Source organism: Vibrio sp. Y176 (assembly GCF_033438945.1).
Map to the genome: position 1 here is coordinate 766,840 of NZ_JAWOQS010000001.1, position 26,879 is coordinate 793,718.

Sequence of the window (26,879 nt, forward strand, 5' to 3'; positions counted from 1 at the left end):
TTGTGTGGTACTTACACCAATTGTTAATACGCGAAATACAACGGTGATGTAAATGTAATGTTAATTGTATGTTTAATAACTTGTCAAAGTTTGAGCGTATTTTGCGTTTTAAATATGATGCATAGGTCAAACGATGGCTTGTAAGGGCATGTATTATCGTTATATTTTTGAAGAGGATGGTACGACCAGAATTGTTTTGCGAGCTTTATAGTTAAATAACGATCAAATCAAGAGATAGCTCGCTTTGCTGTTTCTTCACTTCACAGGCATAATTCGCGCTCGCTATGTAGTTATTCAATAGACGCAATAGGAACCGCATTGGAATTACTGAATGTTGAATTTTTAGGTCGTTCGCTAAGGCTCGAAGGATCGATGGCTGGGTGGCAGCAGTTATATTGGGATAATACGTTGGTGTCTCAAATCGATGCCAGTGACAATACCGCAGAGACTTGTCTACACCAGTTTAGGCTCTCTGCGGGTGAGGAAATCCTGAACTGTCATTTAGAGTGTTCTTTAACATGGCAACCTTTTGAATTGAGTTACAAGGTCACAATTAACGGTGAGCTCATCAATGAAGGTTGTCGAAATGAAAAAGACATCGAGCGCCAAGTGCCAGAAGTTACGCCACCATCCGAAAAGCGTTTAAGTGTAATAGGCCTCGTATCTCTTGGGATGAAAGCACTTAAAAGTGCGAAAGTTATTAAAGTGGCGTTAGCGTCTGCAAGTCTCGCTGCATATTCTTGGCTATTTTCCATCGAGTTCGCGCTAGCGTTGATCGCTTGTTTGGTTTTTCATGAATATGGTCACATTAGAGCGATGAAGTATTTTGGAATGAAGACCAAAGGAATCTATTTGATTCCATTCCTAGGTGGTTTGGCGCTAAGTGACGAAAAGATAAACACGCGCTGGCAGGATGTGGTTATCTCAATCATGGGACCATTTTTCGGTTTAGTACTTAGTATTGTTTTTACTTTGCTTTATTGGATGACTGGTGAGGTAATCTTCGCTGGGCTTGCTGTGTTTAACGCCTTGCTAAACCTATTTAATCTGCTGCCTATTTTACCATTAGATGGTGGCCATGTGCTCAAAAGTATTACCTTCTCAATGAATACTTGGGTCGGGTTAGTTGGCAGTATTGCGACCGCTTTATTAGGCATTTTTATCAGTTACTATTTCGGTCTGACGTTGCTAGGGTTTTTATTGTTAATGGGAATGTTGGAAGTGGTGATGGAATGGAGAGCTCGACATCAAAGCCATTTATTGCCATTAACCCGTTATGGGCAGCTATTCTCACTGGCTTGGTACTTGGTCTCTGTCGGAGGTTTTGTTTCTATCATCTGGTATTTTGCCACTCTCGGAGATAGTTTGTTAAGTTTGCCGCTACAGATATTGGGCACTTGATTAGAATCATTAAAAAGCTCCCTAGGGAGCTTTTTGTTATTTGGCAAGTAAGTAGGTAGACGATAGTAGCAATCAATTAGCCGCATCTTGGTGCTTTCGCGTTATACGCAGGCAGCTTATTTATGGTTGCTTGTAAATCTTTAATGCGCGTACTGTGCGATGGGTGGGTTGAGAAGAATTCAGGTGGTTGAGAACCACCTGATGCAGCACTCATATTTTTCCATAAATCGACACTTTGACGTGGGTCGAAACCTGCTTTTGCCATGAATTCCAGCCCGACAATATCAGCCTCGGATTCCTGAGTACGACCGTATGGCAAGATAACACCGTATTGAACACCGACACCAAGTGCCGCCATCGTCATTTGTTGATACTGTTTGTACTCGGAAGCGCCAATGGCAACGTTTGCTAGAGACAACCCTGCATTTGCTAACTGACTTTGTGAGAGACGTTCATTACTGTGGTCAGCGAGGACGTGAGCGACTTCGTGACCAATCACTGTTGCCAACTGATCTTGGTTTTTCGCGACATCTAAAAGCCCGGTATACACGCCGATCTTCCCACCTGGTAGAGCAAACGCATTGACTTGTTCACTATCAAAAACAACGACTTCCCAGTCTTTAAATCCAGATTGAGCGGGAATGCTGTCAGTGATGTGTTTGGCAACGCATTGAACGTAGGCATTCGTTTTGCGGTCTTTGCTGATTGGGATATCTTTCTTCATTTGTTCGAAAGATTTAGCTCCAAGCGATGACATTTCCTGATCTGAAAACATCAGGATCTGGTTGCGACCCGTCGGTGATGCGCTACACGCTGTTAAACCCGCGATAGTTAAAAGAGCAGAGGCTTTCATCCATACCTTCATAACAGGCTCCATTTAATTTTTTGTTTTGAAGCAATAGTATATACCCAAATAGTAACATGATGCATGGATCAAGTTATTCATCTGATTAATAAAGAAGGTGAGATGTTACGTCTTGAAGTTATGCCCAAGTAGCGTCTATGCTAGCTTCCTAGCACATCGTTACAACCTAACAAACCAGTTTGTGAAACTAAGAGTAAAACAATGAGTATATGGAAAAAGCCCGTAAGCATAGAGATTCTGAATGCCACGTCAAAAAATACCCTGATCGAGCACCTACAAATTAAATATACAGATTTCACTGACGACTCCCTTACAGCAACCATGCCCGTATGCAGCTTTACTCATCAACCTTTAGGAATGCTTCACGGTGGTGCATCAGTCGTGCTCGCAGAAACATTAGGCTCATTAGCTGCAAACTTCTCTGTCGATGAGGGCAGCTACTGCGTCGGTTTAGATATTAACGCGAACCATGTGCGAGCCATGCGAAGTGGTCATGTGATTGGTACGGCAAAACCGCTTCATCTGGGTATTTCAACGCAAGTGTGGCAAATCGATATCACTGATGAGCGAGGCCGTTTAGTGTGTACCAGTCGCTTGACCATCGCTGTGAAACAACACAAAACAAAGTCGGTATAAACTAAGATGGTGATTGAGTTTTCATTAGGAAAAATCATTGCAACCCAGCGTGAAATAGTGATTAAGCTCTCCGGCAGTGCAATGGTAACCTTGCAAGCGCAAACCGATGCAATTCAGTTGCTGGGTAGAGGAGCGAACGTTGTTTTATCTCATGGAGCAGAGTGTAAATGGTCTATCAAGCTGGACAACGAGGAACAACTGGCTGAACTTTCGCGAGAAATTGGTATCGATATTCAATAATTTATAGTGTGATGTTTGCACTTTTTGGTAAAAATGAGGAAACTTAGCTTATCGACAACAAGATAAGAATTTCCTCTTTATGAGTAGCCCTCGTTTACGTGTTCAGTTCGAAACACTGTTTGAAAAATTTTCCGGTCACGATACGGACGTTCAGCTCGAAGACATCACCGAAGCGTTGTTTTGTACACGTCGTAATGCTCGTATTGTTCTAAATAAACTTGAAGAAGAGGGCTGGATTGAGTGGCATCCGGCAGCGGGTCGAGGAAAACTTTCGAAACTCGTTTTTAAGCGTAATCGAAGCGACGTCAGCGAAAACCTCGCCAGGCGTTATCTCGATGAAGGGAAAATCGGTCAGGCTCTAGATGCGCTTGATAACGATGCGGCACGATTGACGCAGGTCATCCAAGGTTATTTAGGGCTTCAACATCGACAGGGCGAGCAGGTCGTGCGTTTGCCTTATTATCGACCATTGTCGATGTTAAACCCGCAGAAACCGATGCGGCGTTCTGAACAGCACATCGCCAGACAAATTTTTAGCGGACTCACTCGCCTTGATGAAAATGAACAACTTCAACCAGATTTAGCCCACACGTGGGAAGCAATTTCTGATACACATTGGCGTTTTTATCTTCGTCGTGGAGTACGCTTTCATAACGGTGAACCGTTAACAACCAGTTGTGTTCTTGAAAGTGTGCTTGCGTTAAATAGCTTGAACTTGTTTTCTCACATAAAGCGGGTGTCTTCACCACAAGAGTGGACCGTTGATATTGAGCTCGTCCGTCCTGATCGCTACCTTCCTCTGGCTCTGAGTGAGTCGCAAGCAAAAATTTTGCTACCGAGTGCTTTGCGTTCTGAAAGCTTCGATAGACAACCGATAGGGACAGGGCCGTTCCAAGTTAAAATGAATGATGATAAGCGTCTTATTTTGACTGCTTTTGATGGCTACTTTGGTTTTCGCCCTTTACTTGACCAGGTGGAGGTGTGGGTAATCGATGAAGCCTATTCCTCAATGGTTTATCCAAGCCTGTCAAAACCGAAGATGGATAAACAAGGTTCATCCGATGAAGTCGAGCTGGACCCTGGCTGTACATTCCTATTACTAAACAAAAACACTGGGATTGCAAAAGATCCTCGTTGGGCAGAGTTCCTCTCGCAAACCCTCAACAGTCACCAGATTTACGCGCATGTCCCACAAGATAAAGTGATGGAACTGGGAGTATTGCAAGCCTTTGGCCTTAAGCCCGGTTGGATTGATCTTAGGCCAGCAGAAGCGGGCAGCGTACCACAGGCTAATGAGGTAATTTCCGTAGCGTATCAGAAAAAGCATCCGATGTTTCCAGTAGTTGCCAAGGCCATCAAGACACTCTTAAAACCGCACGGTATAGAGGTTGAGTTTATTCGTTATGATTCTCAACCGCCCGCACCGGAGGAAGTGGATATCTGGGTGAAAGCTATGGGTATTGCAACGAACCGAAATGACGCGTTGGCGGGCTGGCTCCTGGATTACAGTGATATTGAGAAGTTCAGTTCAGGTTACGATTTTAGTGAATGGGCTAAACTTGTCGATCAATGGCGTGCTGGGATGCACACAGACTTTCCTGCGCGTGAGCTAGGACGACAGTTAGTAAAAAGCTGTCAGGTGATTCCTATGTTTCACTGTTGGCTAGGCGTGAATAAAGACCACAGCGGTGCGTTACAAAATGCAAAGTGTAATGCCTTAGGTTGGTTTGATTTTAATAATGTATGGGTCAAACCGGATATAGAAAGTAACCATGGCGAAACCGAATAAGAAGCAGCCGACGAAAACCGTCGATATCTATTGCTCAAAGTGTAAAACTCAACTATTCAAGTACCGTAAAGGCGGGAAAGGAGCACTGGTTAAATGCTTCAAAGAGCGCATTGTTGACGATTTCACACAAACCCCATGTATTTGCCCCGCTTGCGGACAAGAGTTTGCAAGAGATACCCTAGTAAGAGGAACCCCCGCTTACAAAATGATTGGCGGCAAAGTGACGATGAAATAATAAAGGGCTAGAAAATGAGTATGAAACATGACTATTGCATGGTTTTAAGTACAACCAGTAATGAAAAAAATCGAGATCAGATCATTAAAGGTTTGCTAGATGCCCAATTAGCCGCGTGTATTCAAACAATGCCTATTGAAAGCCACTACGTTTGGAAAGGGGAGGTTTGTACTGACAACGAATGGTTGCTAGTCATCAAAACTCGTCGAGAACTTTATGAATTGGTGGAAGAGAAAATAGAAAACCTGCACGAATACGAGGTCGCTCAAATCGTACAGGTTCCAATTGTTGATGGGTTTAACCCTTATTTAGAATGGTTGAGAGAATCGACGTTGAGCCGACATTAAGAATAACGACAACACTGCACCAACGGTATCGCACAACATATCTTTCTGGGCGTCCCATATGTCACCTTGCGAGCCCAGAAAGGCAATTCCCTCATCGCCACCAGCTAACTCCGCATACCACCATTCGATAATCTCATAGCCAGCAGCAAGTGACATGATAGCAAACAAAGCAAACCAGCAAGAGAACGCTTTGTTGAACCGTTTTTTGTTTATCAAGTATTCAGCGATCGGATATGCGTAAAGGCCAATTGAAAAGTGCGCAACGCGATCAAAATTATTTCGCTCTGAACCAATCATGTCGTTAAACCAGTCAAACGGCACTTCGGAGAACGTATATTTCGCACCGATAGTGTGCAAACAGAGCCAGATGAACATTAAAAAGTAAGCCGTATTACTGAACTGATAGCGAATCGAAATCGCCCAAATAGCAACAAGAATACCAATCGCCGGGATAATCTCCGCAAACCAAACTGCACGTGAGTTAGGTTCCAACGCAGAAAATAAAAACACGATGGCATAAAAAATCGTTAATCCTAAGAGTGTCGAGGTGCTTTTCATAGAGTTATTTGATCCTTCAATTTATCTTACAGTGGGACTCCATAGATTGTGTTAATGATTACACTTAATTGAACGGTGTGCAATTGATATTTTAATGGGTTTTTTGATCACTGAAAATGTTGATTTATTGGCAAACTGCTCAACATTAAAACGTTTGCGCGTGCACTTTTCATTAAAGTTTGATTTACAACATGCCCATCCATAGAATCCATGATTCAGTCTAATAAAAAAGAAGTAAAGCCATGAAACTGGAAACTGTCGATTATCTTGCTGACGATGCTGCTCAACAGTTCGTTACCTCTCTACGCGAAACGGGGTTCGGTGTGTTGAAAAACCACCCGATTCCACAAGAGCTTGTAGAGTCAATTTACAAAAACTGGCATGAGTTTTTCTGTTCAGATCAAAAGAATGATTTTCACTTTAACGTAGACACCCAAGATGGCTACTTCCCACCTTCTGTGTCTGAAGTGGCGAAAGGGCACAAAGTGAAAGACATCAAAGAGTACTTTCATGTTTACCCTTGGGGGCAGATCCCAGAGCAGCTTAAAGCTGAAATCTTAGAGTACTACGAGCGTGCCAATGCATTTGCTCAAGAGCTATTAGGTTGGGTTGAAGCGTACGCACCTAAGGACGTTCAAGAGAAGTTCTCTATCGCGTTGTCAGAAATGATCAATAACAGTGACAAAACATTACTACGCGTGCTTCACTACCCACCGATGACAGGCGAAGAAGAGCCAGGCGCTATTCGTGCTGCTGCGCATGAAGACATTAACCTGTTAACGGTTTTGCCTGCTGCCAATGAGCCTGGACTGCAAGTAAAGAGTAAAGAGGGTGATTGGATCGATGTACCATGTGACTTCGGAAACTTAATCATCAACATTGGTGATATGCTTCAAGAAGCGTCAGGTGGTTATTTCCCTTCAACGACTCACCGTGTAATCAACCCTACGGGTGGCCGTCAAGAAAAGTCACGTATCTCATTACCGTTGTTCCTGCATCCAAAGCCGGAAGTGGTGTTATCTGAGCGCTACACTGCACATAGCTACCTTATGGAACGTTTACGTGAGCTAGGGGTTATTTAACCTTTACGTGATCTCCTTACAAAGGCCGATGGTGAATGACTATCGGCCTTTTTGCATTTATGCTACAAAATGGAAACTATGTTTTTTGTGCCGAGAATGGGGCCCTAAACTCGTGTCAGAGAGGATGAATGGAAGGACAACGTACTGTCAGTAGTATTGAGCCTCATGCAATAGAAAATCCGCTGCTTTGGCCAATGCTAGAAATTCTGAGAAAACAGCCCTCTAATTGGAAAGTGCACACCTTGGCAAGCTCGTTGGGTGAACAAGGTTATATCTCAAAGCTGGACGACTCTCCCGATAAGGATTTATTCAAAAGAAATTTCCTGATCATGAATGCATTATATCAACTGCAAGACACTCTGTATCCGGATAGTTGGCTTCAAGTCGAAGCCATGGATATTCAGCTCATGTCTTCGATGGAAGCTTTGAGGCATAAGATCGATATTCATGATCCTTTGCGTGAGTATTACTTAGATTGGCGCAATTACGAAGCGGACGAAGATGAAGTGCGTCGACTGTTGAATGAATTTTGGACAACTTATCAAAAGTTCATCGGTGGTTCGTCAGTAGCCAGCGTAGATAAGACAAAGGCACTGTCACTATTTGAACTTAACACTGACGCTACGCCTGCGGAAATTAGAAAACAATGGCGAAAACTCGCGCTTCGTTGGCATCCTGATCGAGAAAATGGCAATGCAGAAAGATTTAGAGTTCTTTGTGAAGCGTGGAATGTACTGAGAAACGAATGATTCGCTAAGAATAAAGATAAAGGAAGGCAGCTAACTATAACTGCCTTTTGATTGAACTGTCTCTGTCAGCGTATCAAAACTAGCATGATGACTTAAACTGAGATTTTCGCATGCGGTTGAGGGCAGCCATAACGTCTAGTGTACGTGGTTTGGCTAAGTCGCCTTGCTTAGGAAGAGCGGCATGCCACTCACCAGACAGCATTTCTTCAATTTCCTTCGCTGGATGATTACACCAACCTGGAAGTTGAGCAATTTGGAACCATAACCAGCCAATTGTGTTGACTTCATCGGCTGACTCTATCTGTTCCAAAGCGCTAAGATCAGTAAACTCTTTACCAAATCGAAGTGACTCTTTGCCTTTCGCATTCACACGGAACTTGCCGTCAGTCAGAATATTCATCAACGCAACGCGGTTCAGTGCTCGAGGTGGGAAGGTCTGTAAACGTTCTTCTGACTCGTTATGGCGTTGAGTAGGGTGCTGAGCGATAACTTCTTTCGCTTTTTCAGTTACATCAACGGCTTGGTAGTCGTGCATTTGAATGACGGTATCGGCAACGTCTAAGTAGTCGCCCGACCCACCCATAACGATAATGGTAGAGATATCAAGATCATCTCGTAATTGACCAATGCGGTCGACGAGAGGAGTAATTGGCTCATCACCTTTTGCCACCAATGCCTGCATACGCTCATCTCTAATCATGAAGTTGGTAGCAGAAGTATCTTCATCAATCAATAATGTGCTTGCACCCGCTTCAATAGACTCTTGAAGCCAAGCGGCTTGCGACGTTGAGCCTGATGCGTCTTGAGTAGAAAAGTCCGCCGTATCTTTACCCATCGGTAAATGGTTGATGTAGTTCGACAGGTTCAAGTGGTGTACGCATCGGCCATCTTCGGCACGAATCTTCATAGCCTTGTTATCGGCAACAATGTATTCGCGACCATCTCCTGGAATATGATCGTAAATTGAACGCTCTATTGCATTTAATAAGGTAGATTTACCGTGGAAGCCGCCACCTACGATCAGTGTGATACCTTTTGGAATTCCTAATCCTGTGACATGACCCTTGTTTGGCGCATGTAAAGTGACTTGTAGAGATTCAGGGGCTTTAAACTCAACGGCTTCTTTCATAGGAAGGTCGCAATTACCTGCAATTCGAGGAAGAATACTGCCGTTTGCGACAAACGCGACTAAGTTATTGGCCTCCAACTGTTCTCGCAGGGCATCTTGGTCTTCAACAACTTGGCAGTGCTTAATTAAAGCGGCTTTGTCGAGTTCACGCTCTAAAGTTGCTCGACGGATAAACTTAGGCAGGTGGAAAGTCAGTATGTTGTTGGCTTTTTTCCCCAATACTGAACGACCTTCGGCTGGTAAGTTAACTCGAAAACGCAGTTCAATACCTTCTTCAGTAAACAACACCGCGGTGCTATCCAGTACAGTTTGGCCTGTCAGTGAAATTGATACTGAGTTTTCTTGTTTAGCAAACTGTTCAAAACTACGCGCAATAAAATCACGTGCACCTATTTGAAATGCAGGAGACTCGTCTCTTAGCCACTCAAGACCAGTCAAAGACCATGCGCGAGTCGCACGAAAACGTGACGCCGATGCATAAGGGTCACCCTGTACATGATCGATAAACAAAGTGAAATCAGTGAAGTCGTATTGACCTTTGATTTGCTGATAAGCTCGGTAGTTCTGCTTTTCAATTTTCTTAAGCGTGGCAGTCAACTGATCCATGAAGATATTGGCCTTTTAATAGAAGCGGGCGGCGATTATAGAAACCACCGCCCTCATAGTAAAGAGAATGCTTAGGAAGAGTAGGCGTATTGCCCGCCAGAAAGGCGCTGATTAAACAAACTTTGCTCAAATTCATTACAAGGCATAGGTTTACCATAAAGAAAACCTTGTCCGATATCACAGCCCTCACCAATGAGAAACTGTTCTTGTTGGGGAGATTCAATGCCTTCGATCACGACTTGGAGTTCCAGTTTTTTCGCAATGTGTATGATAGAGCAAATTATCGCGCGGTCATCGTCCGACTTTTCCATTTGCTGGACGAAGCTTTTATCAATTTTGATGGCATCAAATGGATATTTCTTTAAATAGCTGAACGAGGCATATCCTGTACCAAAATCGTCAAGTGACAATGTCACGCCTAGTTTGTGCAGTTTATTTAATGTAGTGCGTGCTACGACCTCATCGGCAATTAAGGCGCTTTCGGTCACCTCGAGCTCGAGAAAGTGTGCTGGCAAATGAAAAGACTCGAGTAGGTGTTGCACTTGTTCTGCAAAATTTACGTTTTGTAATTGAATGGGAGAAACGTTGACGGCCATTTTGAAGTTATCGATTAACTCAGACCATTGTTTTGCTTTGTCTATCGCGGTTCGAAGAACAAAAGAGCCAACTTCAAAGATAAGCCCGTTTTGTTCAGCCATATGTATTAATGCTTCGTTGGATACGTCGCCAAGTATTGGATGCCTCCAGCGTAATAACGCTTCTGCGCCAATCCACTTGTGGGTTTGAGGGTGTACTTTGGGTTGAAAGTAGAGCATTAGGTCGTCGTTTCTTACCGCTTGCAATAAGTAGCTTTCCAGTTGATTGTGGTTGTTGAGTTCATTTGAATGGCTTTCACAGAAATAACTATACGCTTCGCCAGATTCTTTACACAAAAGCATGGCATAACATGCGTTCTGGAGTAGTTGTTTAGCATTGCTGGTTCGGTGAGCTTGTACAACACCAATGTAAGAGTTTAGGTGAACCTCTGTGTCTTTTACATAAAAACTTCCCATACCAATATCGGTAATATCATTCAGTAGCTGATGCAATTTTATATCGATGTCTGTGCCCCAAACGAGCAATACGAGATCATTGGAGCTAGGCCTCCCCGTAACAAAATGTCTGGACTCCCGCTTACCAAGACGATACCGAAACTCTTTCAATATTTCGTCGAAAGCTTCAAAGCCATAACGGGTTTGGATACTGCGTGCATTGCTAAAACCAATGTTTATTACGATTAATGATTGCTGACTGTGATCTAACGTTCTGAGTGTGTCACTGACTATATTTTCGAGTGCTGCTCGGTTTAGGAATCCAGTTCCTTGATCGTGTGTTTTTTGGTAGCTCACCTGCTTTTCAGCGGCTCTGCGACGATCAATCTCTTGCGTTAGGGAATAACTTAACTGCGCCAAATCTGTAGTGCGATTCTCAACTCTATTTTTGAGTTCGTTGTTAAGACGCTGAAGTTTGTGTTGCTGATGCACGATGGAAAGCTGCGCTTCGATTGAATCTTTAAAAGTCCCAAGCAATTGCCGGTAAGTGTCGCAGTATTCATTCTCCTTAAAATCAAGCATGCAAATAGTTCCAAACGTCTCTCCATTTGGCCAGAATAGCGGTAAGCCGCAATAAGAGATCATACCTAGTTTGATATCAGGGTTATTTTGCCACTCTTCATCTTCAAGCGCGTTTGGGACAATAAGTTCACTTTTGTGTTTTATGACATGCTCACAATACAAACCGTTGCCAAGCAACTCAGTATCGCCAGTACGATAAGGATTACCTATAGTTTCGCTGGATGTATTTACTTCTATGCGATCTGGATGGATACGCATAATTAATGTGGTGGGTACGTGCGTTATTTGAGCCAGTAAGTTGACGATTTCCTGCCAACTTCTTCGCATAGACTCAGGGATTTCGTAGTCTAATGTTTGCAATCTCCCCATATAGGTCATCCTTTACGTGGTTTCACTTCCTGTGAATTAAAAATGCAGACTGCTCTATTTTGTTCTCGCTTTTTAATTAAGTATAGGGTGGCTAGGGCTCGAAACAAAAAAAAGTCCTGAAAAGTGTTCAGGACTAGGAATAGTTGTCACATATCTCATCCTTGAAACAGATAACAAGCATCAAGGCTTAAGCGACATTAACGATTCAATAGAAATGTCTTGCGAATAGTCGACATCTTCAAAGTTAAAGCCATTGAGCTTCATAAACTCATCTTTAAAACCTTGGTAATCACCAATCTCTTTAAAGTTATCAGCATTCATTTGTTCTAAAAGAGCGTGGACTTCTTGTTGAACTTGCGGTTCAAGTTCCAAGTCATCTATTCGAATCAAGCGTTCACCGTCAACTGGCACTTTCTCTTGATCGTATAACTTCGTAGTAAACAGTCGCTGCATTTGTTCAATACAGCGTTCGTGAGTACCTTTTTCCTTCATCACTCTATAAAGCGCTAACAGGTAAGGACTTAGAGCAGGTATGAATACACTGGCTTTCGTCACCAACGCCTTACACACGGTTGCGTAAGCACCGCCGTCAAAGTTGGCGAGTTTGAGGTTTAATGAATGACTGGTTTGGTGTAAATCGATTTTCGCTCGACCTAACGTACCATCGAGATAAATTGGGTGCGTAATGTCAGGGCCCATGTAAGAAAAGGCGATGGTTTTGCAGCCGTTTGCGATAGAGTCGTTATTGATGAGTGTGTCAATCCAGCTTTCCCAGTCTTCGCCTCCCATTACTTTAATGGTGGCATTGGCTTCCTCTTCTGTTGCAGGCGTTAAGGTGGTTTCTATCCACTTATCGTTCTCCAGCATGATAGAAGCGCCAGTGACAGGTTCACCAATAGGTTTAATGACACTGCGCCAAAACTCATCAGATTCAGGTTTAGGTCGAACACCGGTTGCCAAGCTATAGATGACTAAGTCAACTTCACCCTCAAAGTACGTTTCAATGGCTTCAATCACTTGATTGCGCACCGAACCAGAGAATGCATCGCCAACAATATTTATTGCGGTACGCCCGGCTTGATTTGCTTCTTGCTTAAAAAAGACGTTGTTATACCAACCCGCACTCCCAACCCCTTTCTCTGAAGGGCCACGCTCAAATGAGACGCCAATGGTATCGGCGTTAGCGCCACCGAACGTTAGGGCTATTCGTGCCGCTAGGCCGAAACCAGAGGAGGCACCAATAATCAAAACCCGTTTTGGGCCTTTTTTGATCTGTGGGGCGTACTTTACGTATTCAATTTGCTCTTTAATAGATGCATGACACCCTTTGGGGTGCGCAGAGCGAGCAACAACACCTTGAATTAACGGTTCTATTCGCATGTTGTTATCTATCCTCGATGAGTGGAATTGAAAATAGATTAACGTAAAGTTACGTAAAACTTATTGAGCTAGACCATTAAAATTAGAGATGTTTAATTAATTCTTGAGCAACGAAATCAGCGATCCAAGGTTGTGCATCTGGTTTTGGGTGAAGGCCATCATCCATCATCCATTCTGGTTTGGTGACAACATGCTCTAAGAAGAATGGCATCAAGGCAACTTGTTGATGCTGTGCAAGCTTAGGGTAGATATCGTAAAACATATCGCTATAGCGCTTACCATAATTAGGTGGAACCCGAATTTGCATCATGACAACGTCCGCACCAGAATCTTTTATCATGGTAATCATTTTTGAAAGATTCGACGTAATAAGTTTAGGAGGGAAACCTCTTAGGCCATCGTTGGCACCTAACTCAATAAGTACCATGTCAGGGCTATGCTGAGTTAGCAACTGAGGTAACCGTGCTAAGCCATTGCCGGTTGTATCGCCAGAAATGCTGGCATTAATAACTGTTACATCTTGACCATGTTCTGACAACGCATCAGGGAGTAAGCTAGGCCAACTCTCTTCGATCGGCATCTGATAGCCTGCACTCAAGCTATCACCCAAGACAAGTAGCTTTTCGCTCGCATGTGCAGTAGCGGAAAAACAAAAAAATAGAACTAAGGAAAGTATACGAATCATGCAAACACCTGTACTTAATGCACCTATTGTTCAAGCCAATTTGGTTTCTAAACAAGTCTCTACTAATCAAGAACAATTAACAATCCTCAAAGACGTAAATGTTGACATCCGAAAAGGAGAAAAAATCGCCATCGTCGGAACTTCCGGTGCAGGTAAGTCAACATTGATGACGTTGCTAGCTGGTCTTGATACGCCGACATCAGGCGAAATTACTTTATTAGGTCATGAATTATCAAAACTGGACGATGAAGCACGTGCGAAAATTCGCGCTGACTCTTTAGGTTTCGTTTTCCAAAGTTTCCTGTTAATCCCGAGTTTGAGTGCATTACGTAATGTCACACTTCCTTGTCTTTTACGTGGTGAAGCCGAAGATGAAGCAAGAGCAGCGGAATTATTAGCTGCTGTTGGATTGGAAAAACGTGTCGACCATCTACCAAGCCAGTTATCTGGTGGTGAACAACAGCGAGTTGCACTAGCGCGCGCATTTATGACACAACCTGAACTGTTGTTCGCAGACGAACCTACCGGCAATCTTGACCATCAAACCGCAGACAAAGTGATTGAGCTGCTATTCGATCTTAATGAACAGCACGGGACAACTCTGATTTTAGTAACACACGATGGTCATCTAGCAAGCCGATGTGACCGTATTTATCGTATGGAGGCGGGTGAGCTTAAGGAGGAGATGTAATGTCTGCAGTATCATCAAGTGAAGCAACATCCACAGAGCAAAACAGTACATCACAGCACTCGTCGAATAAAAGTTTGATACGCTGGAGTTTCGGCGAAATAAGGCAGGGGAATCTTTGGCCTATTAGCGTTGCTCTTATTCTCGTGATTGCGAGTATCTTTGCGCTTTCTGCATTAGCAGAACGAATGGAGCAGGTGATCGTCAAGCAGGGGAAGGACGCATTAACGGCAGATGCGGTGTTTGTGTCTGCTAATCCCATTCCGGACACGTTGTTAGCCTCGACTGAAAGTCTTGACCGTTCGACGATGACACGCTTTGCCACTATGGCATTTAGCGATAATGGTATGCAGCTTATTTCTGTAAGGGCGGTGGATGATAATTACCCTTTAATGGGAGAGCTCGTTCTTGAAAATAATCCAGCCGGTCGCGTTAAAGAGAACCAACTCTGGCTTGATGAACGGATTATGACTCAACTAAGCGTAAAGTCAGGTGACAGTGTCACGATAGGCGATGCCGAGTTTACTGTATCAGGCGCAGTATTGATGGAACCTGGCTTGAGCTTTAATCCATTTCAGCAAATGCCTTCTGCATACATTCATCAAAGTGACGTAGATAAAACAGGAGCAATTCAAGTTGGGAGCCGAGTTCAATACCGTCTGTTTTTACAAGCCGATGATAAAACACTAAAGAGCTTACAAGATGATACGCGGCTTTCTCCGAGCGATCGCTGGCGCACGCAAGATACTGCCAGTCGTAGTAATGAGGTTTTTGAACGTACGACGCAGTATCTGTCTTTGACCGTAGCAATTGTCATCATTATGGCGGCGACAACATTGGTTCTTACTTGTCAAAATTACGTGAACAGCCGGACACAAACTATTGCGATGTTGAAAAGTCTTGGTGCGAGCCGCCGATGGATTGAAAAGTGGTTATTTATTCAAGTCACAATCCTTCTCATTAGTGCCAGTGTCGTCGGCCTACTGCTAGGGAGCGGGCTGGAGTATTTATTACGCATTCCACTCAAAGACTTATTACCCGATCCACTCCCTAGTTACGGCGTCACACCATTTTTGGTGGCATTTATCTCAGCAGTCTTGATTACGGTGCCCGCTCTCGGTATACCATTGTTAGGCTTGATTAAAACTCCCGCGTTAGAAGTGCTACAGCAGGGCAAAGCGCAACGTTCTTGGAAGCGAATGTTACTTGTTCTAGTTCCCGTTGTTCCATTGCTTTTACTGTATGCAGACAACACCTTAGTTTGGATCGTGCTCACTGGTATAGCGGTACTGTTTGTGGTACTCGCAGCAGTTAGCGTCATACTCACAAAACTGTTTGCACGTGTTTCAACCCATCCTGCAATGAAGCTTGCGTTGAGTCGTATCAACCGGACGCCAGTAACCAGCGGTCTACAGTTTGGTGCTTTGGCATTATCTTTGATGTTGCTGTCTATCATTTGGCTTGTGCGCAGCGATATTCTCGCGGATTGGGAGAGAACCTTACCTGCAGACGCGCCAAATGTGTTCGCTTTGAACATTGGTGATTATGAGCTCGATAACTACCTAGAAACCCTAGATAAAAATGGAGTTACGCGGTCACAAGCTTATCCAATAATTCGTGGACGACTAACAGAGATTAACGGTCAAAACGTCAAAGAGATTGATTACGAAGGAGAAGGTTCTGACGCGATACGTCGAGAGCTAAACCTGACATGGGGAGATACCCTACCAGAATATAATGATGTGCTTTCGGGTGAATGGACAAACAAAGGGAGTGTATCTGTAGAAGCGGATGTAGCAAATGACTTAGGCATAAAACTCGGTGATACGCTGCGCTTTGTAATAAACAGCCAGAATTACGATGCAGTAGTAGATACCATCCGTTATGTCGAATGGCGTGACATGAAGCCTAACTTTTATTTTATTTTCTCATCTGACGTGATGGCTAATTTACCTGGTTCTTACCTCATCAGTTATAGGATTGAAGAAGGAAATGAAGCGTTGTTGACGTCAATGTCACGTGCTCACCCAACGGTCTCTGTTTTAGATATCCGAACTATGGGCGAGAAAATTCAGGCTTTGATTCAGCAAATCGTATCAGCAATCACCATCCTTGCTCTTTTAGGCGTTGTTGCTGGTCTGCTGCTCATCTTTACGCTACTGAGGTTAAGCTTGTCCCAACGACAACAAGAGATTCGTTTGTATCGCACATTAGGTTCAAGTAAGAAACGGATCAACACAACCCTGTGGGCCGAGTACGGAATTATGGCGTTGATTGCTAGTGGTGTTGCGGTATTCGCTGCGGAAGTTTGTGTGGCCGCAGTCATGACATATGGATTCGATCTCAATGCACAAATTCACCCCGAATTGTGGATAGCTTTACCGCTTGCAACATTTGTTACGTTGGCACTTGTAGTGATGAGTTTGTTGAAAAGATTGTTAACTCCAGTAAACACTTAATCGCAGCGAGTGTTATCAAGTTTGGAACACTCCATGACACTTTTATTTTAGTTATCCACAAAAACAGTGGATAACTTTTGGGATAACTAAATGGGGTAAAAAGTGGGGTGTTTCTGCAGGCTTTGCGCCATGGGTCTTACAGTGAAATTCTTATTCACATAGACACAAAAAAGTGTCTTCTTAACCATGTAGTCAAGTACTTTTTCGCAAATTTTTTCTACTTTAATGCACTTTACAGGCGCTGTTGGATATTTCGCAAACCCATGAACTTTTTGTGATTTTAATCAAGTCCAAACACGAGTAGAATCCACCGTTAGTAAAGAATTTTCCTTATAAAATTTTTAGTGAAGCAATGAAGTCTGAGTTTCCAAGTTATAAAGATAAGCATATCGCTGTTGTTGGTGGCGGTGTAGCAGGTGCAACAGCAGCAATTCATTTTGCGGAGCTGGGTTTTAAAGTTTCCGTAATAGAGAAGGGCGTATCACTAGTAAATGGTCCACCCATTTGTCATTTGCATGCTGGTGGTAATTTATATCGAGAGATTTCCGAGCAACAATGCTTAGACTTGTTAGCACAATCTATTGATACTGTTCGCCTGTATCCGCTCTCACTGAATATTCGTCCGACAATCATCGCGGTTCCTCATTCCGATGGTGGAGACCCATCCACACTAATTCCGCGATTAGAGGTTGTGAAAAGTGCTTATCAGACGCTCGTTGATAAAGATCAGAGTAATAAAGTGCTCGGCGAACCAAGCGAATACTACAAACTGTATTCAAAAGCGGAGCTAGAAGCTCTCGCGCAACGTACTCAACCAAGTCATCCTACAAACTTCGATGAGTGGTGTATTCCTTTTGCTCAACATGCTGATCTTGAAGCGCTAAAGTATCCTGTTGTCGCAGTTCAAGAATATGGTTGGAGTGTTTTTCGCCTCGCTGCAATTGCCAACTTAACACTAGATACGCTTCCTAATGCTTCGGTCTTCACACAAGCAACGTTCAAGCAAGCCGATTGGATGGGGGAACACTGGCAACTTGGCTATGAACGTGAAGGTATCGATTACCTTATGACATGCGACTACTTGGTTAACGCGTGTGGCTTTGAAACAGGCTCAATTGACAACACAGTTGGTGCCAAGCGAGACAGGTTGGTGGAGTTTAAAGCCGCTTACGTTACGAGGTGGGCAGACTGTCAACAACAATGGCCAGAAGTTATTTTTCATGGCCCGCGTGGAACCGATAAAGGAATGGCTCAATTGACGCCTTATGGCGATGGTTACTTTCAACTTCATGGTATGACAAAAGGAATCACGCTGTTTGAAGATGGTTTAGTGGAGAGCACGAACTCATCTGCTCAACCTGAACTGCCTATGCCTTTACTCTCGAAGATCCGTAACGGCTGGAGAGAAGAAGTGTTAGAAGAGCGAACGAACAACGCCATCAAACACATGGCACAGTTCATTCCCGACTATCACTCTGCTGTAAAAGGAGGAAAAGCATTATTTGGCGCTCAGCAAATTCCCGGCACAGATCCAGTACTCAGAGCGGCAGATGTGACTTTTGAAGATAACCACTACGCGAGAATAGAGGTGGTAAAAGCGTCATCGACACTACTCGCAGCGCAAAAAATGCTTCAATTCTGGTTTGACATCGATCCTAACCAAAATGTGGAAACACAGCATCCGGTCGCTGTAAAGTGGTCTGAACAAGAGGTCGAGCAGTACGCGATTAAACTCACTCAAGAGCGAGGCTATCCACAAGCTTTAGCAGTGCGTTATGGTATGCCTGCATAATCGGCTGTGTTTGGGCTCAGTGGTTGTATTAATACCCAAAAAACTGAGCCCATTGGCACCATACTTCTTGCAAGCCTAGTCTATCTCCTTTCACAAAATTGACTTTTTGTCCGGGTTTCGCCTGTGCCAGTCTAGGTAAGTCAATACGAGCTACGCAGCCAAATTTAGGATACCCGCCAATAGTCTGGTGATCGTTGAGCAGCACAATAGGGTTACCATCGCTAGGTACTTGAATTGAACCTAATGCAATTCCCTCTGATAGGACGCCTTCGTAAGGTGGACGAATGTTATTGCCCTCAAGACGGTAGCCCATGCGATTCGAATTGGGGGAGATGATGAATGCTTTGTTATAAAATGCTTGGCGAGCCTCTTCATCAAAGTCCTCGTTCTGATAGCCTTCAATCACTCTCAACTTAATAGGTAAGTTGTAATCTGGCTTAAAACGAAACGTCATTTGCCTTGGTTTACGTTTCGGTAAGTTATGAGGGACAAAGGGAAGAATATCGCCAGCTTTCAAAGCGCCACCATTTGAATCATAACCACCTAGAGATTCTCGCGAGACGGTCGATGCGCTTCCTAAGTGCTGAGCAACATTGAATCCACCTTTAACCGCTAGGTAGGAGCGAAGTCCATTCCTTGCGACTCCGAACTGAAGCTTCTGTCCTTTTTTCAACGTAAAGTCAGACCAATTTGAAATAGGTTCACCATCTATTTTTGCATTTAAATCACCGCCACATATAGCAAGGTGGCAGTTATGCAAGGCAATAAAACAAGCGTTACCCAAAGTAATTTCAATCGCAACGCAATTGACTACGTTACCAAGCAAATGGTTGGCCCAGCTGTAAGCATAGTCGTCGACCGGCCCACCTTGAGTCACACCGACATGCGCTAAGCCAAAACGACCAAAGTCTTGAACTAAAGAGAGCGGTCCTGGCTTTTCCACCAGTAATCCACCGTAACTCATAGTACGCCTCCTAAATCGATAAACTCTTGTTTTGAAATAGCATTAAAGGTGACCTTGTCACCCACTTCAAACGGTATAAAAGGAGGAGAGTCGGAGAAGAGCGCAAGAGGGCTTTTACCAATAATGTTCCATCCGCCAGGACTATCTGATGGATAGACAGCCGTTTTAGAGTCTGCGATTCCTACACTTCCGGCCGGCACTTGTGTTCTTGGTGTGGCAAGCCTTGGCATGTACAATTGAGTATCAACGTCAGAGAGAAATGCAAAGCCTGGAGCAAAGCCAATTGCAGAAACCGCGTACTCGGTTTTCGTATGCAGGGTAATAAGATCGTCTAATGACAGACCTCGCTTTTGAAAACGAGATAGATCTAACGCGGTTTCTTCAGAGTAATATACAGGGATAGTAATGTGATTCGGCTGGGAAAGCTTAAGTGATTGAGTATCAAACTGGCTCACGATTTGTTGCAGCTCATTGACTAAGTTCTTTTCGTTGATTCGAAAAGGTAAGTAATCAATGAGAATAGTTTGATAGGAGGGGACAACGTTCATAACAATTGAAGCGAAAGTTTCTCTTACGCTGCGAGCAAGCTCTCCGACTGCATTTTCAGAAATACTCTCATCAAACTTAATGAAAATACTGCACTCGGAGATCAAAGAGATATTAAATTTCTCTTTATGCATTAATTTCCTCCAGCGTATAGGCTTTGGCGGATCTTTTGGATCAGCGCGATCGACTCTTCATTGTCACCATGAACACAAATTGTGTCGGCTTCCAATAATATGTAACCGCCTGAAGCGGTTTTGACACGCCCAGAGTCAGCTAAGGTCCGGACTTGCTCAAGTATCGCGTGCTCGCTTTTTAACACGGCATTGGGCTGTGTTCTAGGAGTCAGTAAGCCGTCATCTTGGTATAAACGGTCTGCAAATGCTTCAAATAGCAAGGGAACATCATAATCGTCTGCGATTTCTAAGTATTTTTCGTTTTCCTGTGAAGCTAGGATCATTAACGGTACTTTGAACAGTGCTGCCGCCTTTACTACCGCTCTAAATATCGCATCACTTTTCATCATGTCGTTGTATAGAGCGCCATGAGGCTTTATGTAACTGATGTCTGTGTATTGCGCCCGGCATAATGCTTGTAAAGCACCAACCTGATATATAACCATGTTCGTAATTTCATCACCCGTCATGCTTATGCTTCGTCTGCCAAAACCTTGTAGGTCGGCGTAACCTGGGTGTGCGCCAATATCAACATCGTTGTCATTCGCTAGAGTGATGGTGTCGTGCATGACATTAGGGTCGGAGGCATGAAAACCACACGCGATGTTCGCCATATCAACATGGGGCATCACGTCTTCATCTGCGCCCATACTCCAAGAGCCAAAGCTCTCGCCCATATCACAGTTCAATGTAAGTTGCTGTTTATTCAATGTCATACGTTTTATTTCTACACAAGCAATGGGTTTACGATGCAGGAAAATGCATCTAGGTTCAGTGACTCACTTCATTCTTCTATCATGAAAACGAAGCTTTTTGAGCAGATAGCTGACGAAAAAGATCACGTTAGTCCATAAAGATGTTGCCGTTATTTGAGTTGATCCGAATTTTGAGGTATTTCGTTTCTTTTCCATCCAATTTTTGAGAATTTAAGGTTATTTTGCATTAGCATCGTGTTAATCTTGTCGCCCTTCATGGGTGATAGATTGCATAATGGTTCTTCTGTCATTTTTGTGGTTGTCTGCGACAGGAATATATATGTCATTACGAGCGAAGCTTATTTGGCCTCTTCTGGTCTTTTTAACGGCTATCTTTGTTATCTCAAAAGGTTACACCTCGTATACTGTATACCAATCGTCTAAGCATGAACTGGTCGAGCAGACAAGAAAGTTGATTAACAACGTTTCTTTCTCAATTAAAGATGCGCTGACGACAAAGGACAAGCAAAAAGCTCAAACTATTCTCGCCAACTTTTTAAACCAGCCAAATGTAACGCGGGTCAAACTTTATGACCAAGATGACCAACCATTCGCTGTTATGGAGATAAGTGGGGCACTAGCACCCGTTCCCAGTCAAACCGAAAGAAGTAGGTTGCACGCTCTAGGCTATGCCTTATCAACCAAATTTCTTTATGTTCTAGAGCCGATTATCCATGATGGCTATGTCATTGGTAGCATTAGAGTCACGCTTTCTCATCGTCCAATCGTAGAAGCCATGCAATCTTTACTTCAAGATGGCGCTTTACTTCTTCTGTTTCTGATCGCTGGTGGCACAGTTTTTTACATAAGTATCGAGAGGCTTGTTCTCAAGCCCGTGATGGAACTCAACCGCGTAATAGAGAATGTGACACACGGACGAAACACGGAACATCAAGCTCGCTATTACGCCAAGGATGAAATTGGAGAGCTCGCGAGATCTTTCAATCAAATGATGAACAGGTTAACAGTACGTGAGAAGCAGCGGCAACATTCACTAGACACACTAGAACAAAAGCGCGCATTTTCAGAAGAGGTTATCGAATCTGTTCAGCATGCATTAGTTATTACAGACAATTCCGGACGTGTTATTCATTGTAATACGGCGACCCAGCAAATATTTCAAAAAAAATTAGATGAACTTAAATATGCCAATATTCGTGATCTAATTAAAACCAAAACACCGAATGAGCTGAGTCAGATCCTGAGTCGAGGCCTAGAGTGCGATGATATTCACCTCAAAAATGCAGATAACGAACAGCAGTTGAGCCTAACCAGTCGTCGCCTCTCGACACATGAATACTTACTGTTTTCGATTCAAGATATCACCGAAATTGAAGAAGCCATAAACCGGCAACGTGTTGCGGGACGTGTTTTTGAAAGCAGCCAAGATGGTCTCATTGTTCTTAATCATCGCGGTGTCATTACGATGGCAAACCCTGCCGTCACTAAGTTAGTCGGCTTAGAGGTGGATCAGCTTATTGGGAAGTCATTCATCCAAACGCTAAAGTGGCGCAAGTTACAGGAAATGATGCCTAGTATCATCGAGTCGATAGAAAATTATGGCGTTTGGCAAGGTGAAGTTATCGAGAAGAACCATATTGGTCAGTTTGTACCGATGTTTGCTCGAGTCAATCGTATCGTTAAGTGTGAAGACTATGGTTTCTATGATCTGGTTATTGTTCTTACCGACCTTTCAGGCGCAAAAGAGATGGAACGATTGGAGCATTTAGCTCATCACGATGCTTTAACGGGGTTAGCCAATCGATCTAAGTTCCATTTAGAGTTGGAACAACTAGTACAACGCTCTGGATACTTGCGTGACGAATTTGCAGTTTTGTACCTCGATCTGGATGGATTTAAAGAAGTTAACGATACCTACGGTCATGATGCAGGTGATGAAGTTTTGAAAAAAGTTTCCGAGCGTCTAACATCTGCGACGAGGCATAGTGATTTAATCGCAAGACTTTCTGGTGATGAATTTGTCATGTTGGTTAATCCCGCCAATCAAAAAGTGGTCACCCGAATAGCAGAACAGTTGCTCGAGAGCATATGTGCTCCAATTGAGTACAAAGGTCACTTACTCAAAGTTGGCGTTAGTATCGGCGTAAAATTAGTCGGCGTAAATGAGCGCGATGCTACTCGAGTTTTAAAAAGTGCGGATACGGCAATGTATCAAGCAAAGAAAGCCGGGAAAGGCCAAGCAATATTAATGGGATGCGAATTACAAGAGACAGTTTAAATCGTAACGTCAAAGCTTTAAACTAACTCAATTCGCGTCAGAAGGAATAATAAAATGAAAGTACTCGTTACGGGTGGTATGGGCTATATCGGTAGTCATACGTGTATTCAAATGATCGAAGCTGGCATGACGCCAGTGATTCTAGACAACCTGTACAACAGTAAATCTACGGTATTAGATCGAATTGAAAAGGTATGTGGTGTAAAGCCAACCTTCATTAAAGCCGATATCAGAGATAAATTGGCGATGGTAGAAGCACTAAAGTCGCACAATATTGAAGCTGTTATCCATTTTGCAGGTTTAAAGGCCGTCGGTGAGTCTGTAGCAAAACCTTTAGAGTATTACGACAACAACGTTAATGGCACTTTAGTATTGGTTGATGCAATGCGTGAAGCCGGAGTTAAATCGTTGGTATTTAGTTCATCAGCGACTGTATACGGTGATCCTGCTTCTGTACCCATCACAGAGGACTTTCCAACTAGCGCAACTAACCCATATGGGCGCAGCAAATTAATGGTAGAAGAGTGTTTAACCGACTTCCAAAATGCGAACCCTGACTGGAGCATTACACTTCTTCGTTACTTTAACCCGGTAGGTTCACATCCAACAGGCGAGCTAGGTGAAGATCCTCAAGGTATTCCAAACAACTTAATGCCGTTTGTTTCTCAAGTTGCGGTAGGGCGAAGAGAGTTCCTTTCTGTGTTTGGTAGTGATTATCCGACCAAAGATGGCACAGGCGTACGTGATTATATTCATGTAATGGACTTATCCGATGGTCACGTTGCTGCATTAGAAAAAGTAGGTAGCAAAGCTGGCCTTCATATCTATAACCTCGGTACTGGTAACGGCTACAGTGTACTGGACATGGTGAAAGCATTTGAAGCCGCAAGTGGTAAAGATGTCCCATACCAACTTGTTGAGCGTCGTCCAGGTGATATTGCAGAGTGTTGGGCGGATCCATCAAAAGCGATGAATGAGTTAGGTTGGAAAGCAACTCGCACTCTAGAAGAAATGACTGGCGATACATGGCGCTGGCAGTCTACTAACCCTCAAGGTTATCCAGACGCCTAATCTTTAATTTACATAATAGTAACAAAAAGGCGCGTGATTGCGTCTTTTTTGATCCAAATCGGAAAAAATCGTAAATTACTGGTTAAAAGGTAGCAAGTATATATAGAGCTGTTAAACTATGCCCGACTCTTAATTTGGGTTATAAATTTTCTCATAGCTATTGGGGTAGTTCATGGAACTCGGTCTGATCATCACTTTCATCATTGCAGCAGCAGTAATGGTGAAAAAAGAGATGGCAAAACAGTAAACTTTCATTTTTCATACTTTTCTTTACATTTTTGAAATGAAAGCCATAAAAAAAGCCAGCATTACGCTGGCTTTTGTGTTTTTAAGGTTTAGAACTCGTATTTAACACTAATGTTGTAATTACGCTCAGCTTGCGTTTTGTCTCGACTTAACTCAGTCTTACCGCGAACATCGTTCCAAAGATGGTATTCTTCATTCGTTAGATTCATAACACCAGCACGAATGGTTATATCTTTCATTGGTTTGTAGTACGCCGTTAAGTCAACGACTGTCGCAGACGGCAAAGCAACTTGGTCTTTGATTCCGCCTTTATCACCATCTGAGTTGATATCACTGTTCGATTTCTTAGCCGTGTAGTTTACTTTTAGGCTTGTCCCCCAAAGTGCATTTGGTGAATCGTAATTTACAGCAGCCACGGCATTCCATGGGTTTACACTGTTCAAAGGATTACCATCACCATCTTCACCTTCTGTGTATGCTGCAACAAAGCGAGTTGTTACGCCTGATGGAAGACCGGCAATAGCATGCCAATCAAGACGGTTAGAGAGCTCAACCCCTTTAATGTTTGCTTCACTAATATTGATATTTGTGAATTCAGTTAAACCACCATTGTTTGATGACGTTTGCTCAATAAAGTCACTGTAATCACTGTAGTAGAACGCTACTTCAGTTGCCGACGCTGCAGTGTTATGACGGTAACCAAGCTCATAAGACAAACTCTTTTCAGATCCCAAATTTGGGTTAGGGCGGTTGGTATAGCCATGAGCCGGATTATCGTAGGTGTAGTAAAGCTCGTCGAACGATGGCGCTCGGAACCCTTGGCTCACTTGCGCGAAGATCGTGCCAGGTTGCGATATAGAGTAAGTTGCTCCTAAACGACCAGTTAATGCAGAGTCGCTAAACTTCTCGAATGACTCTTCAGAAGTATTTGAAGGATTAGTAGAGAAGTAATCGTAACGCACACCTGGAGTCAGAATTAGCTTGTCATTAAGAAGCGAAATTTCATCTTGCAAGAATAAACCAAAGCTTTCTTCTTTTGCATCCGGTGTGTAAACGTAAACAGTATCTGGCGTGCCAGGATCGGAATTAAACTCGCGATTGGTATTACTGATGTCACTATGTTTGTACGATATTCCGTAAACAATATAGTGATTTTGAATCTCTTTATCTAACTGAGTTTCGAATTCAAATTTGTCTTCAGTATATTCGTAATCTTTTTTCTGTTGGTTGTCACCACTAGGCGGTACGTAAGGTGGGTAACCAGGGCTGGCTTCGATAAAGCGATTAGAGACGCCGTTTTCTTCTTTACCAATCCATGTAAGCTTGGACGTGATCGTATCCGAGATAGCTGCATCTGCAAACCAAATGTGCTTGAGCCCAATGCGATTTTGCTTGGTTGTGTCTTCAGCGTTGAAGTTTTTGTAACTTTTATGTGCGATCTCTGAGTCAGTCTCGTTGTAAATAACTTCTCCCAAAAACTCCAAGCGATGAGCGTCATTCAATTGAGATTGAAGTTTTACCAATAGATCGTTTTTGTAATAATCTTGGTTGTCCACAGAATAGTTATCGTAAGGCGCCTTAGAGAAGTTTTGTAGCTCTGCACCATCACGGCGTGTAAAGGCTATAAGTGCTTCTGTATTACCGAAACGCTTTGCTAAAGCTACATGCTCACTAAAAGAGTTATCTTCCGATGAATAAGAGAGTTTAGCTTGACCACCAAAGTCTTTACCATCTTTGAGGAAATCCTTCGGATCTTTTGTTTCGAATGCGACAACACCGCCAATTGCATCACTACCATGTAGGCTAGAAGCTGCTCCTTTAACAATTTCGACACTCTTTAGCATATCGGGGTCGACAGTAACGGCACTAGAATTGATAAACGAATATGGTCCACCGCTGAATACACCTGGTTGAGATGCACCGTCTACTAAGATTTTAACTCGTTTACCTTCCATCCCGCGAATGTTAATACTTTGGACGCCTTGGCGTTGAGTGCCATTAACAGTAACACCTGGCGTATACTCGAATAGGTCATTCAAGTCCTTTACCATGTTTTCTTCGATGTCTTTCTCTGATACAACAGCAACAGAAGCAGCAACAGTGTTTATGGTTTGGTTGGTACGGGTGGCCGACACAACGACTTCTTCAAACTTAGAAGCTTCTTCCGCATAAGCAGTATGGGAAAGGGCAACTAAAATGGAGGCTGACAAAATTGATTTTTTATACATTGGCTTCAATACCTTAGATCCATAATAGGTAACA

23 protein-coding genes are annotated in these 26,879 nt (G+C 43.3%); 13 read left to right on the forward strand and 10 right to left on the reverse strand.

Going from position 1 to position 26,879, the window contains the following annotated elements:
- Positions 1-372: 372 nt before the first annotated feature.
- The gene (locus tag R7O13_RS03355) at positions 373-1,401 is read left to right on the forward strand and encodes a site-2 protease family protein (RefSeq protein WP_054575173.1); all 1,029 of its coding nucleotides are present in this window, start codon (positions 373-375) and stop codon (positions 1,399-1,401) included.
- A gap of 76 nt (positions 1,402-1,477) precedes the next feature.
- Here the strand turns inward: R7O13_RS03355 and R7O13_RS03360 are convergent, their stop codons facing one another.
- Positions 1,478-2,266 (reverse strand): M48 family metallopeptidase, encoded by a 789-nt coding sequence (locus R7O13_RS03360; protein WP_155487280.1) that lies wholly within the window; start codon positions 2,264-2,266, stop codon positions 1,478-1,480.
- A gap of 201 nt (positions 2,267-2,467) precedes the next feature.
- On the opposite strand from R7O13_RS03360, the gene R7O13_RS03365 reads away from it, so the two are divergent.
- The 5 genes from R7O13_RS03365 (at position 2,468) to cutA (ending at position 5,513) form a co-directional block, all read left to right on the forward strand.
- Entirely contained in the window at positions 2,468-2,902 is a 435-nt protein-coding gene (locus tag R7O13_RS03365) for a hotdog fold thioesterase (protein ID WP_005376340.1), read from the forward strand.
- Between the two features lie 6 nt (positions 2,903-2,908).
- Positions 2,909-3,142 carry a DUF3389 domain-containing protein gene (locus R7O13_RS03370; protein WP_005376338.1) on the forward strand — a complete coding sequence of 78 codons (234 nt, stop codon included), beginning with the start codon at positions 2,909-2,911 and terminating at the stop codon, positions 3,140-3,142.
- A 79-nt stretch (positions 3,143-3,221) separates the two neighbouring features.
- Positions 3,222-4,931, forward strand: coding sequence for an SgrR family transcriptional regulator (locus tag R7O13_RS03375; protein WP_318302986.1), 1,710 nt, complete (start codon positions 3,222-3,224; stop codon positions 4,929-4,931).
- A complete protein-coding gene (locus tag R7O13_RS03380; protein WP_017634167.1) occupies positions 4,915-5,166 on the forward strand; it encodes a hypothetical protein in 252 nt (83 codons plus the stop codon). The genes R7O13_RS03375 and R7O13_RS03380 overlap by 17 nt, the downstream gene beginning before the upstream one ends.
- 14 nt (positions 5,167-5,180) lie before the next feature.
- Positions 5,181-5,513: a divalent-cation tolerance protein CutA gene (cutA, locus tag R7O13_RS03385; protein WP_017634166.1), complete on the forward strand. Its 333-nt coding sequence runs from the start codon at positions 5,181-5,183 to the stop codon at positions 5,511-5,513.
- Here the strand turns inward: cutA and R7O13_RS03390 are convergent.
- Positions 5,475-6,071, reverse strand: coding sequence for a DUF2238 domain-containing protein (locus R7O13_RS03390; protein WP_005376330.1), 597 nt, complete (start codon positions 6,069-6,071; stop codon positions 5,475-5,477). The genes cutA and R7O13_RS03390 overlap by 39 nt on opposite strands.
- Positions 6,072-6,313: 242 nt before the next feature.
- Here R7O13_RS03390 and R7O13_RS03395 point away from each other — a divergent pair, with 242 nt between their 5' ends.
- Together R7O13_RS03395 and R7O13_RS03400 are read left to right on the forward strand one after the other, a co-directional pair.
- Positions 6,314-7,153 carry an isopenicillin N synthase family dioxygenase gene (locus tag R7O13_RS03395; protein WP_005376329.1) on the forward strand — a complete coding sequence of 280 codons (840 nt, stop codon included), beginning with the start codon at positions 6,314-6,316 and terminating at the stop codon, positions 7,151-7,153.
- Positions 7,154-7,281: 128 nt separating this feature from the next.
- Positions 7,282-7,902 (forward strand): DNA-J related domain-containing protein, encoded by a 621-nt coding sequence (locus tag R7O13_RS03400; RefSeq protein WP_033907081.1) that lies wholly within the window; start codon positions 7,282-7,284, stop codon positions 7,900-7,902.
- A gap of 79 nt (positions 7,903-7,981) precedes the next feature.
- Here R7O13_RS03400 and R7O13_RS03405 read toward each other — a convergent pair whose 3' ends face one another.
- The 4 genes from R7O13_RS03405 to tesA form a co-directional block, all read right to left on the reverse strand.
- Positions 7,982-9,637, reverse strand: a complete 1,656-nt coding sequence (locus tag R7O13_RS03405; RefSeq protein WP_318302989.1) for an ABC-ATPase domain-containing protein — start codon at positions 9,635-9,637, stop codon at positions 7,982-7,984.
- A gap of 71 nt (positions 9,638-9,708) precedes the next feature.
- Entirely contained in the window at positions 9,709-11,619 is a 1,911-nt protein-coding gene (locus tag R7O13_RS03410) for an EAL domain-containing protein (RefSeq protein WP_213866348.1), read from the reverse strand.
- Positions 11,620-11,799: 180 nt separating this feature from the next.
- Positions 11,800-12,999, reverse strand: coding sequence for an enoyl-ACP reductase FabV (gene fabV / locus R7O13_RS03415; RefSeq protein WP_258480279.1), 1,200 nt, complete (start codon positions 12,997-12,999; stop codon positions 11,800-11,802).
- Between the two features lie 82 nt (positions 13,000-13,081).
- Complete coding sequence (gene tesA, locus R7O13_RS03420; protein ID WP_005376324.1) at positions 13,082-13,684, reverse strand: multifunctional acyl-CoA thioesterase I/protease I/lysophospholipase L1; 603 nt, start codon at positions 13,682-13,684, stop codon at positions 13,082-13,084.
- Here tesA and R7O13_RS03425 point away from each other — a divergent pair.
- The 3 genes from R7O13_RS03425 (at position 13,683) to R7O13_RS03435 (ending at position 18,623) form a co-directional block, all read left to right on the forward strand.
- Positions 13,683-14,375 carry an ABC transporter ATP-binding protein gene (locus tag R7O13_RS03425; RefSeq protein WP_047101137.1) on the forward strand — a complete coding sequence of 231 codons (693 nt, stop codon included), beginning with the start codon at positions 13,683-13,685 and terminating at the stop codon, positions 14,373-14,375. The genes tesA and R7O13_RS03425 overlap by 2 nt on opposite strands.
- Entirely contained in the window at positions 14,375-16,831 is a 2,457-nt protein-coding gene (locus tag R7O13_RS03430) for an ABC transporter permease (RefSeq protein WP_258473764.1), read from the forward strand. The genes R7O13_RS03425 and R7O13_RS03430 overlap by 1 nt, the downstream gene beginning before the upstream one ends.
- Positions 16,832-17,183: 352 nt before the next feature.
- On the forward strand, positions 17,184-18,623 hold the full coding sequence (locus R7O13_RS03435) for an FAD-dependent oxidoreductase (protein ID WP_138940264.1): 1,440 nt from the start codon (positions 17,184-17,186) through the stop codon (positions 18,621-18,623).
- Positions 18,624-18,651: 28 nt separating this feature from the next.
- On the opposite strand, the gene R7O13_RS03440 is transcribed toward R7O13_RS03435, so the two are convergent.
- The 3 genes from R7O13_RS03440 to R7O13_RS03450 are packed head-to-tail and all read right to left on the reverse strand — an operon-like array spanning position 18,652 to position 21,022.
- Positions 18,652-19,587 (reverse strand): biotin-dependent carboxyltransferase family protein, encoded by a 936-nt coding sequence (locus R7O13_RS03440; protein ID WP_170893224.1) that lies wholly within the window; start codon positions 19,585-19,587, stop codon positions 18,652-18,654.
- Entirely contained in the window at positions 19,584-20,267 is a 684-nt protein-coding gene (locus tag R7O13_RS03445; protein WP_318302992.1) for an allophanate hydrolase subunit 1, read from the reverse strand. The genes R7O13_RS03440 and R7O13_RS03445 overlap by 4 nt, the downstream gene beginning before the upstream one ends.
- Positions 20,267-21,022, reverse strand: coding sequence for a 5-oxoprolinase subunit PxpA (locus R7O13_RS03450; RefSeq protein ID WP_005386314.1), 756 nt, complete (start codon positions 21,020-21,022; stop codon positions 20,267-20,269). Before R7O13_RS03450 ends, R7O13_RS03445 begins: the two co-directional genes overlap by 1 nt.
- Positions 21,023-21,341: 319 nt before the next feature.
- On the opposite strand from R7O13_RS03450, the gene R7O13_RS03455 reads away from it, so the two are divergent.
- Complete coding sequence (locus R7O13_RS03455) at positions 21,342-23,300, forward strand: diguanylate cyclase domain-containing protein (RefSeq protein WP_318302993.1); 1,959 nt, start codon at positions 21,342-21,344, stop codon at positions 23,298-23,300.
- Between the two features lie 54 nt (positions 23,301-23,354).
- A complete protein-coding gene (gene galE, locus R7O13_RS03460) occupies positions 23,355-24,371 on the forward strand; it encodes a UDP-glucose 4-epimerase GalE (RefSeq protein ID WP_005376309.1) in 1,017 nt (338 codons plus the stop codon).
- A gap of 335 nt (positions 24,372-24,706) precedes the next feature.
- Here galE and R7O13_RS03465 read toward each other — a convergent pair whose 3' ends face one another.
- On the reverse strand, positions 24,707-26,845 hold the full coding sequence (locus R7O13_RS03465; RefSeq protein ID WP_005376305.1) for a TonB-dependent hemoglobin/transferrin/lactoferrin family receptor: 2,139 nt from the start codon (positions 26,843-26,845) through the stop codon (positions 24,707-24,709).
- Positions 26,846-26,879 lie beyond the last annotated feature (34 nt).

Coding starts and splice junctions, on each gene's coding strand:
- tesA (WP_005376324.1), bottom strand. CDS start 13,684: ATGATTCGTATACTTTCCTTAGTTCTATTTTTTTGTTTTTCCGCTACT.
- R7O13_RS03400 (WP_033907081.1), top strand. CDS start 7,282: ATGGAAGGACAACGTACTGTCAGTAGTATTGAGCCTCATGCAATAGAA.
- cutA (WP_017634166.1), top strand. CDS start 5,181: ATGAGTATGAAACATGACTATTGCATGGTTTTAAGTACAACCAGTAAT.
- R7O13_RS03425 (WP_047101137.1), top strand. CDS start 13,683: ATGCAAACACCTGTACTTAATGCACCTATTGTTCAAGCCAATTTGGTT.
- R7O13_RS03410 (WP_213866348.1), bottom strand. CDS start 11,619: ATGGGGAGATTGCAAACATTAGACTACGAAATCCCTGAGTCTATGCGA.
- R7O13_RS03435 (WP_138940264.1), top strand. CDS start 17,184: ATGAAGTCTGAGTTTCCAAGTTATAAAGATAAGCATATCGCTGTTGTT.
- R7O13_RS03360 (WP_155487280.1), bottom strand. CDS start 2,266: ATGAAGGTATGGATGAAAGCCTCTGCTCTTTTAACTATCGCGGGTTTA.
- R7O13_RS03465 (WP_005376305.1), bottom strand. CDS start 26,845: ATGTATAAAAAATCAATTTTGTCAGCCTCCATTTTAGTTGCCCTTTCC.
- fabV (WP_258480279.1), bottom strand. CDS start 12,999: ATGCGAATAGAACCGTTAATTCAAGGTGTTGTTGCTCGCTCTGCGCAC.
- galE (WP_005376309.1), top strand. CDS start 23,355: ATGAAAGTACTCGTTACGGGTGGTATGGGCTATATCGGTAGTCATACG.
- R7O13_RS03430 (WP_258473764.1), top strand. CDS start 14,375: ATGTCTGCAGTATCATCAAGTGAAGCAACATCCACAGAGCAAAACAGT.
- R7O13_RS03405 (WP_318302989.1), bottom strand. CDS start 9,637: ATGGATCAGTTGACTGCCACGCTTAAGAAAATTGAAAAGCAGAACTAC.
- R7O13_RS03395 (WP_005376329.1), top strand. CDS start 6,314: ATGAAACTGGAAACTGTCGATTATCTTGCTGACGATGCTGCTCAACAG.
- R7O13_RS03380 (WP_017634167.1), top strand. CDS start 4,915: ATGGCGAAACCGAATAAGAAGCAGCCGACGAAAACCGTCGATATCTAT.
- R7O13_RS03390 (WP_005376330.1), bottom strand. CDS start 6,071: ATGAAAAGCACCTCGACACTCTTAGGATTAACGATTTTTTATGCCATC.
- R7O13_RS03455 (WP_318302993.1), top strand. CDS start 21,342: ATGTCATTACGAGCGAAGCTTATTTGGCCTCTTCTGGTCTTTTTAACG.
- R7O13_RS03355 (WP_054575173.1), top strand. CDS start 373: ATGGCTGGGTGGCAGCAGTTATATTGGGATAATACGTTGGTGTCTCAA.
- R7O13_RS03450 (WP_005386314.1), bottom strand. CDS start 21,022: ATGACATTGAATAAACAGCAACTTACATTGAACTGTGATATGGGCGAG.
- R7O13_RS03370 (WP_005376338.1), top strand. CDS start 2,909: ATGGTGATTGAGTTTTCATTAGGAAAAATCATTGCAACCCAGCGTGAA.
- R7O13_RS03440 (WP_170893224.1), bottom strand. CDS start 19,587: ATGAGTTACGGTGGATTACTGGTGGAAAAGCCAGGACCGCTCTCTTTA.
- R7O13_RS03365 (WP_005376340.1), top strand. CDS start 2,468: ATGAGTATATGGAAAAAGCCCGTAAGCATAGAGATTCTGAATGCCACG.
- R7O13_RS03445 (WP_318302992.1), bottom strand. CDS start 20,267: ATGCATAAAGAGAAATTTAATATCTCTTTGATCTCCGAGTGCAGTATT.
- R7O13_RS03375 (WP_318302986.1), top strand. CDS start 3,222: ATGAGTAGCCCTCGTTTACGTGTTCAGTTCGAAACACTGTTTGAAAAA.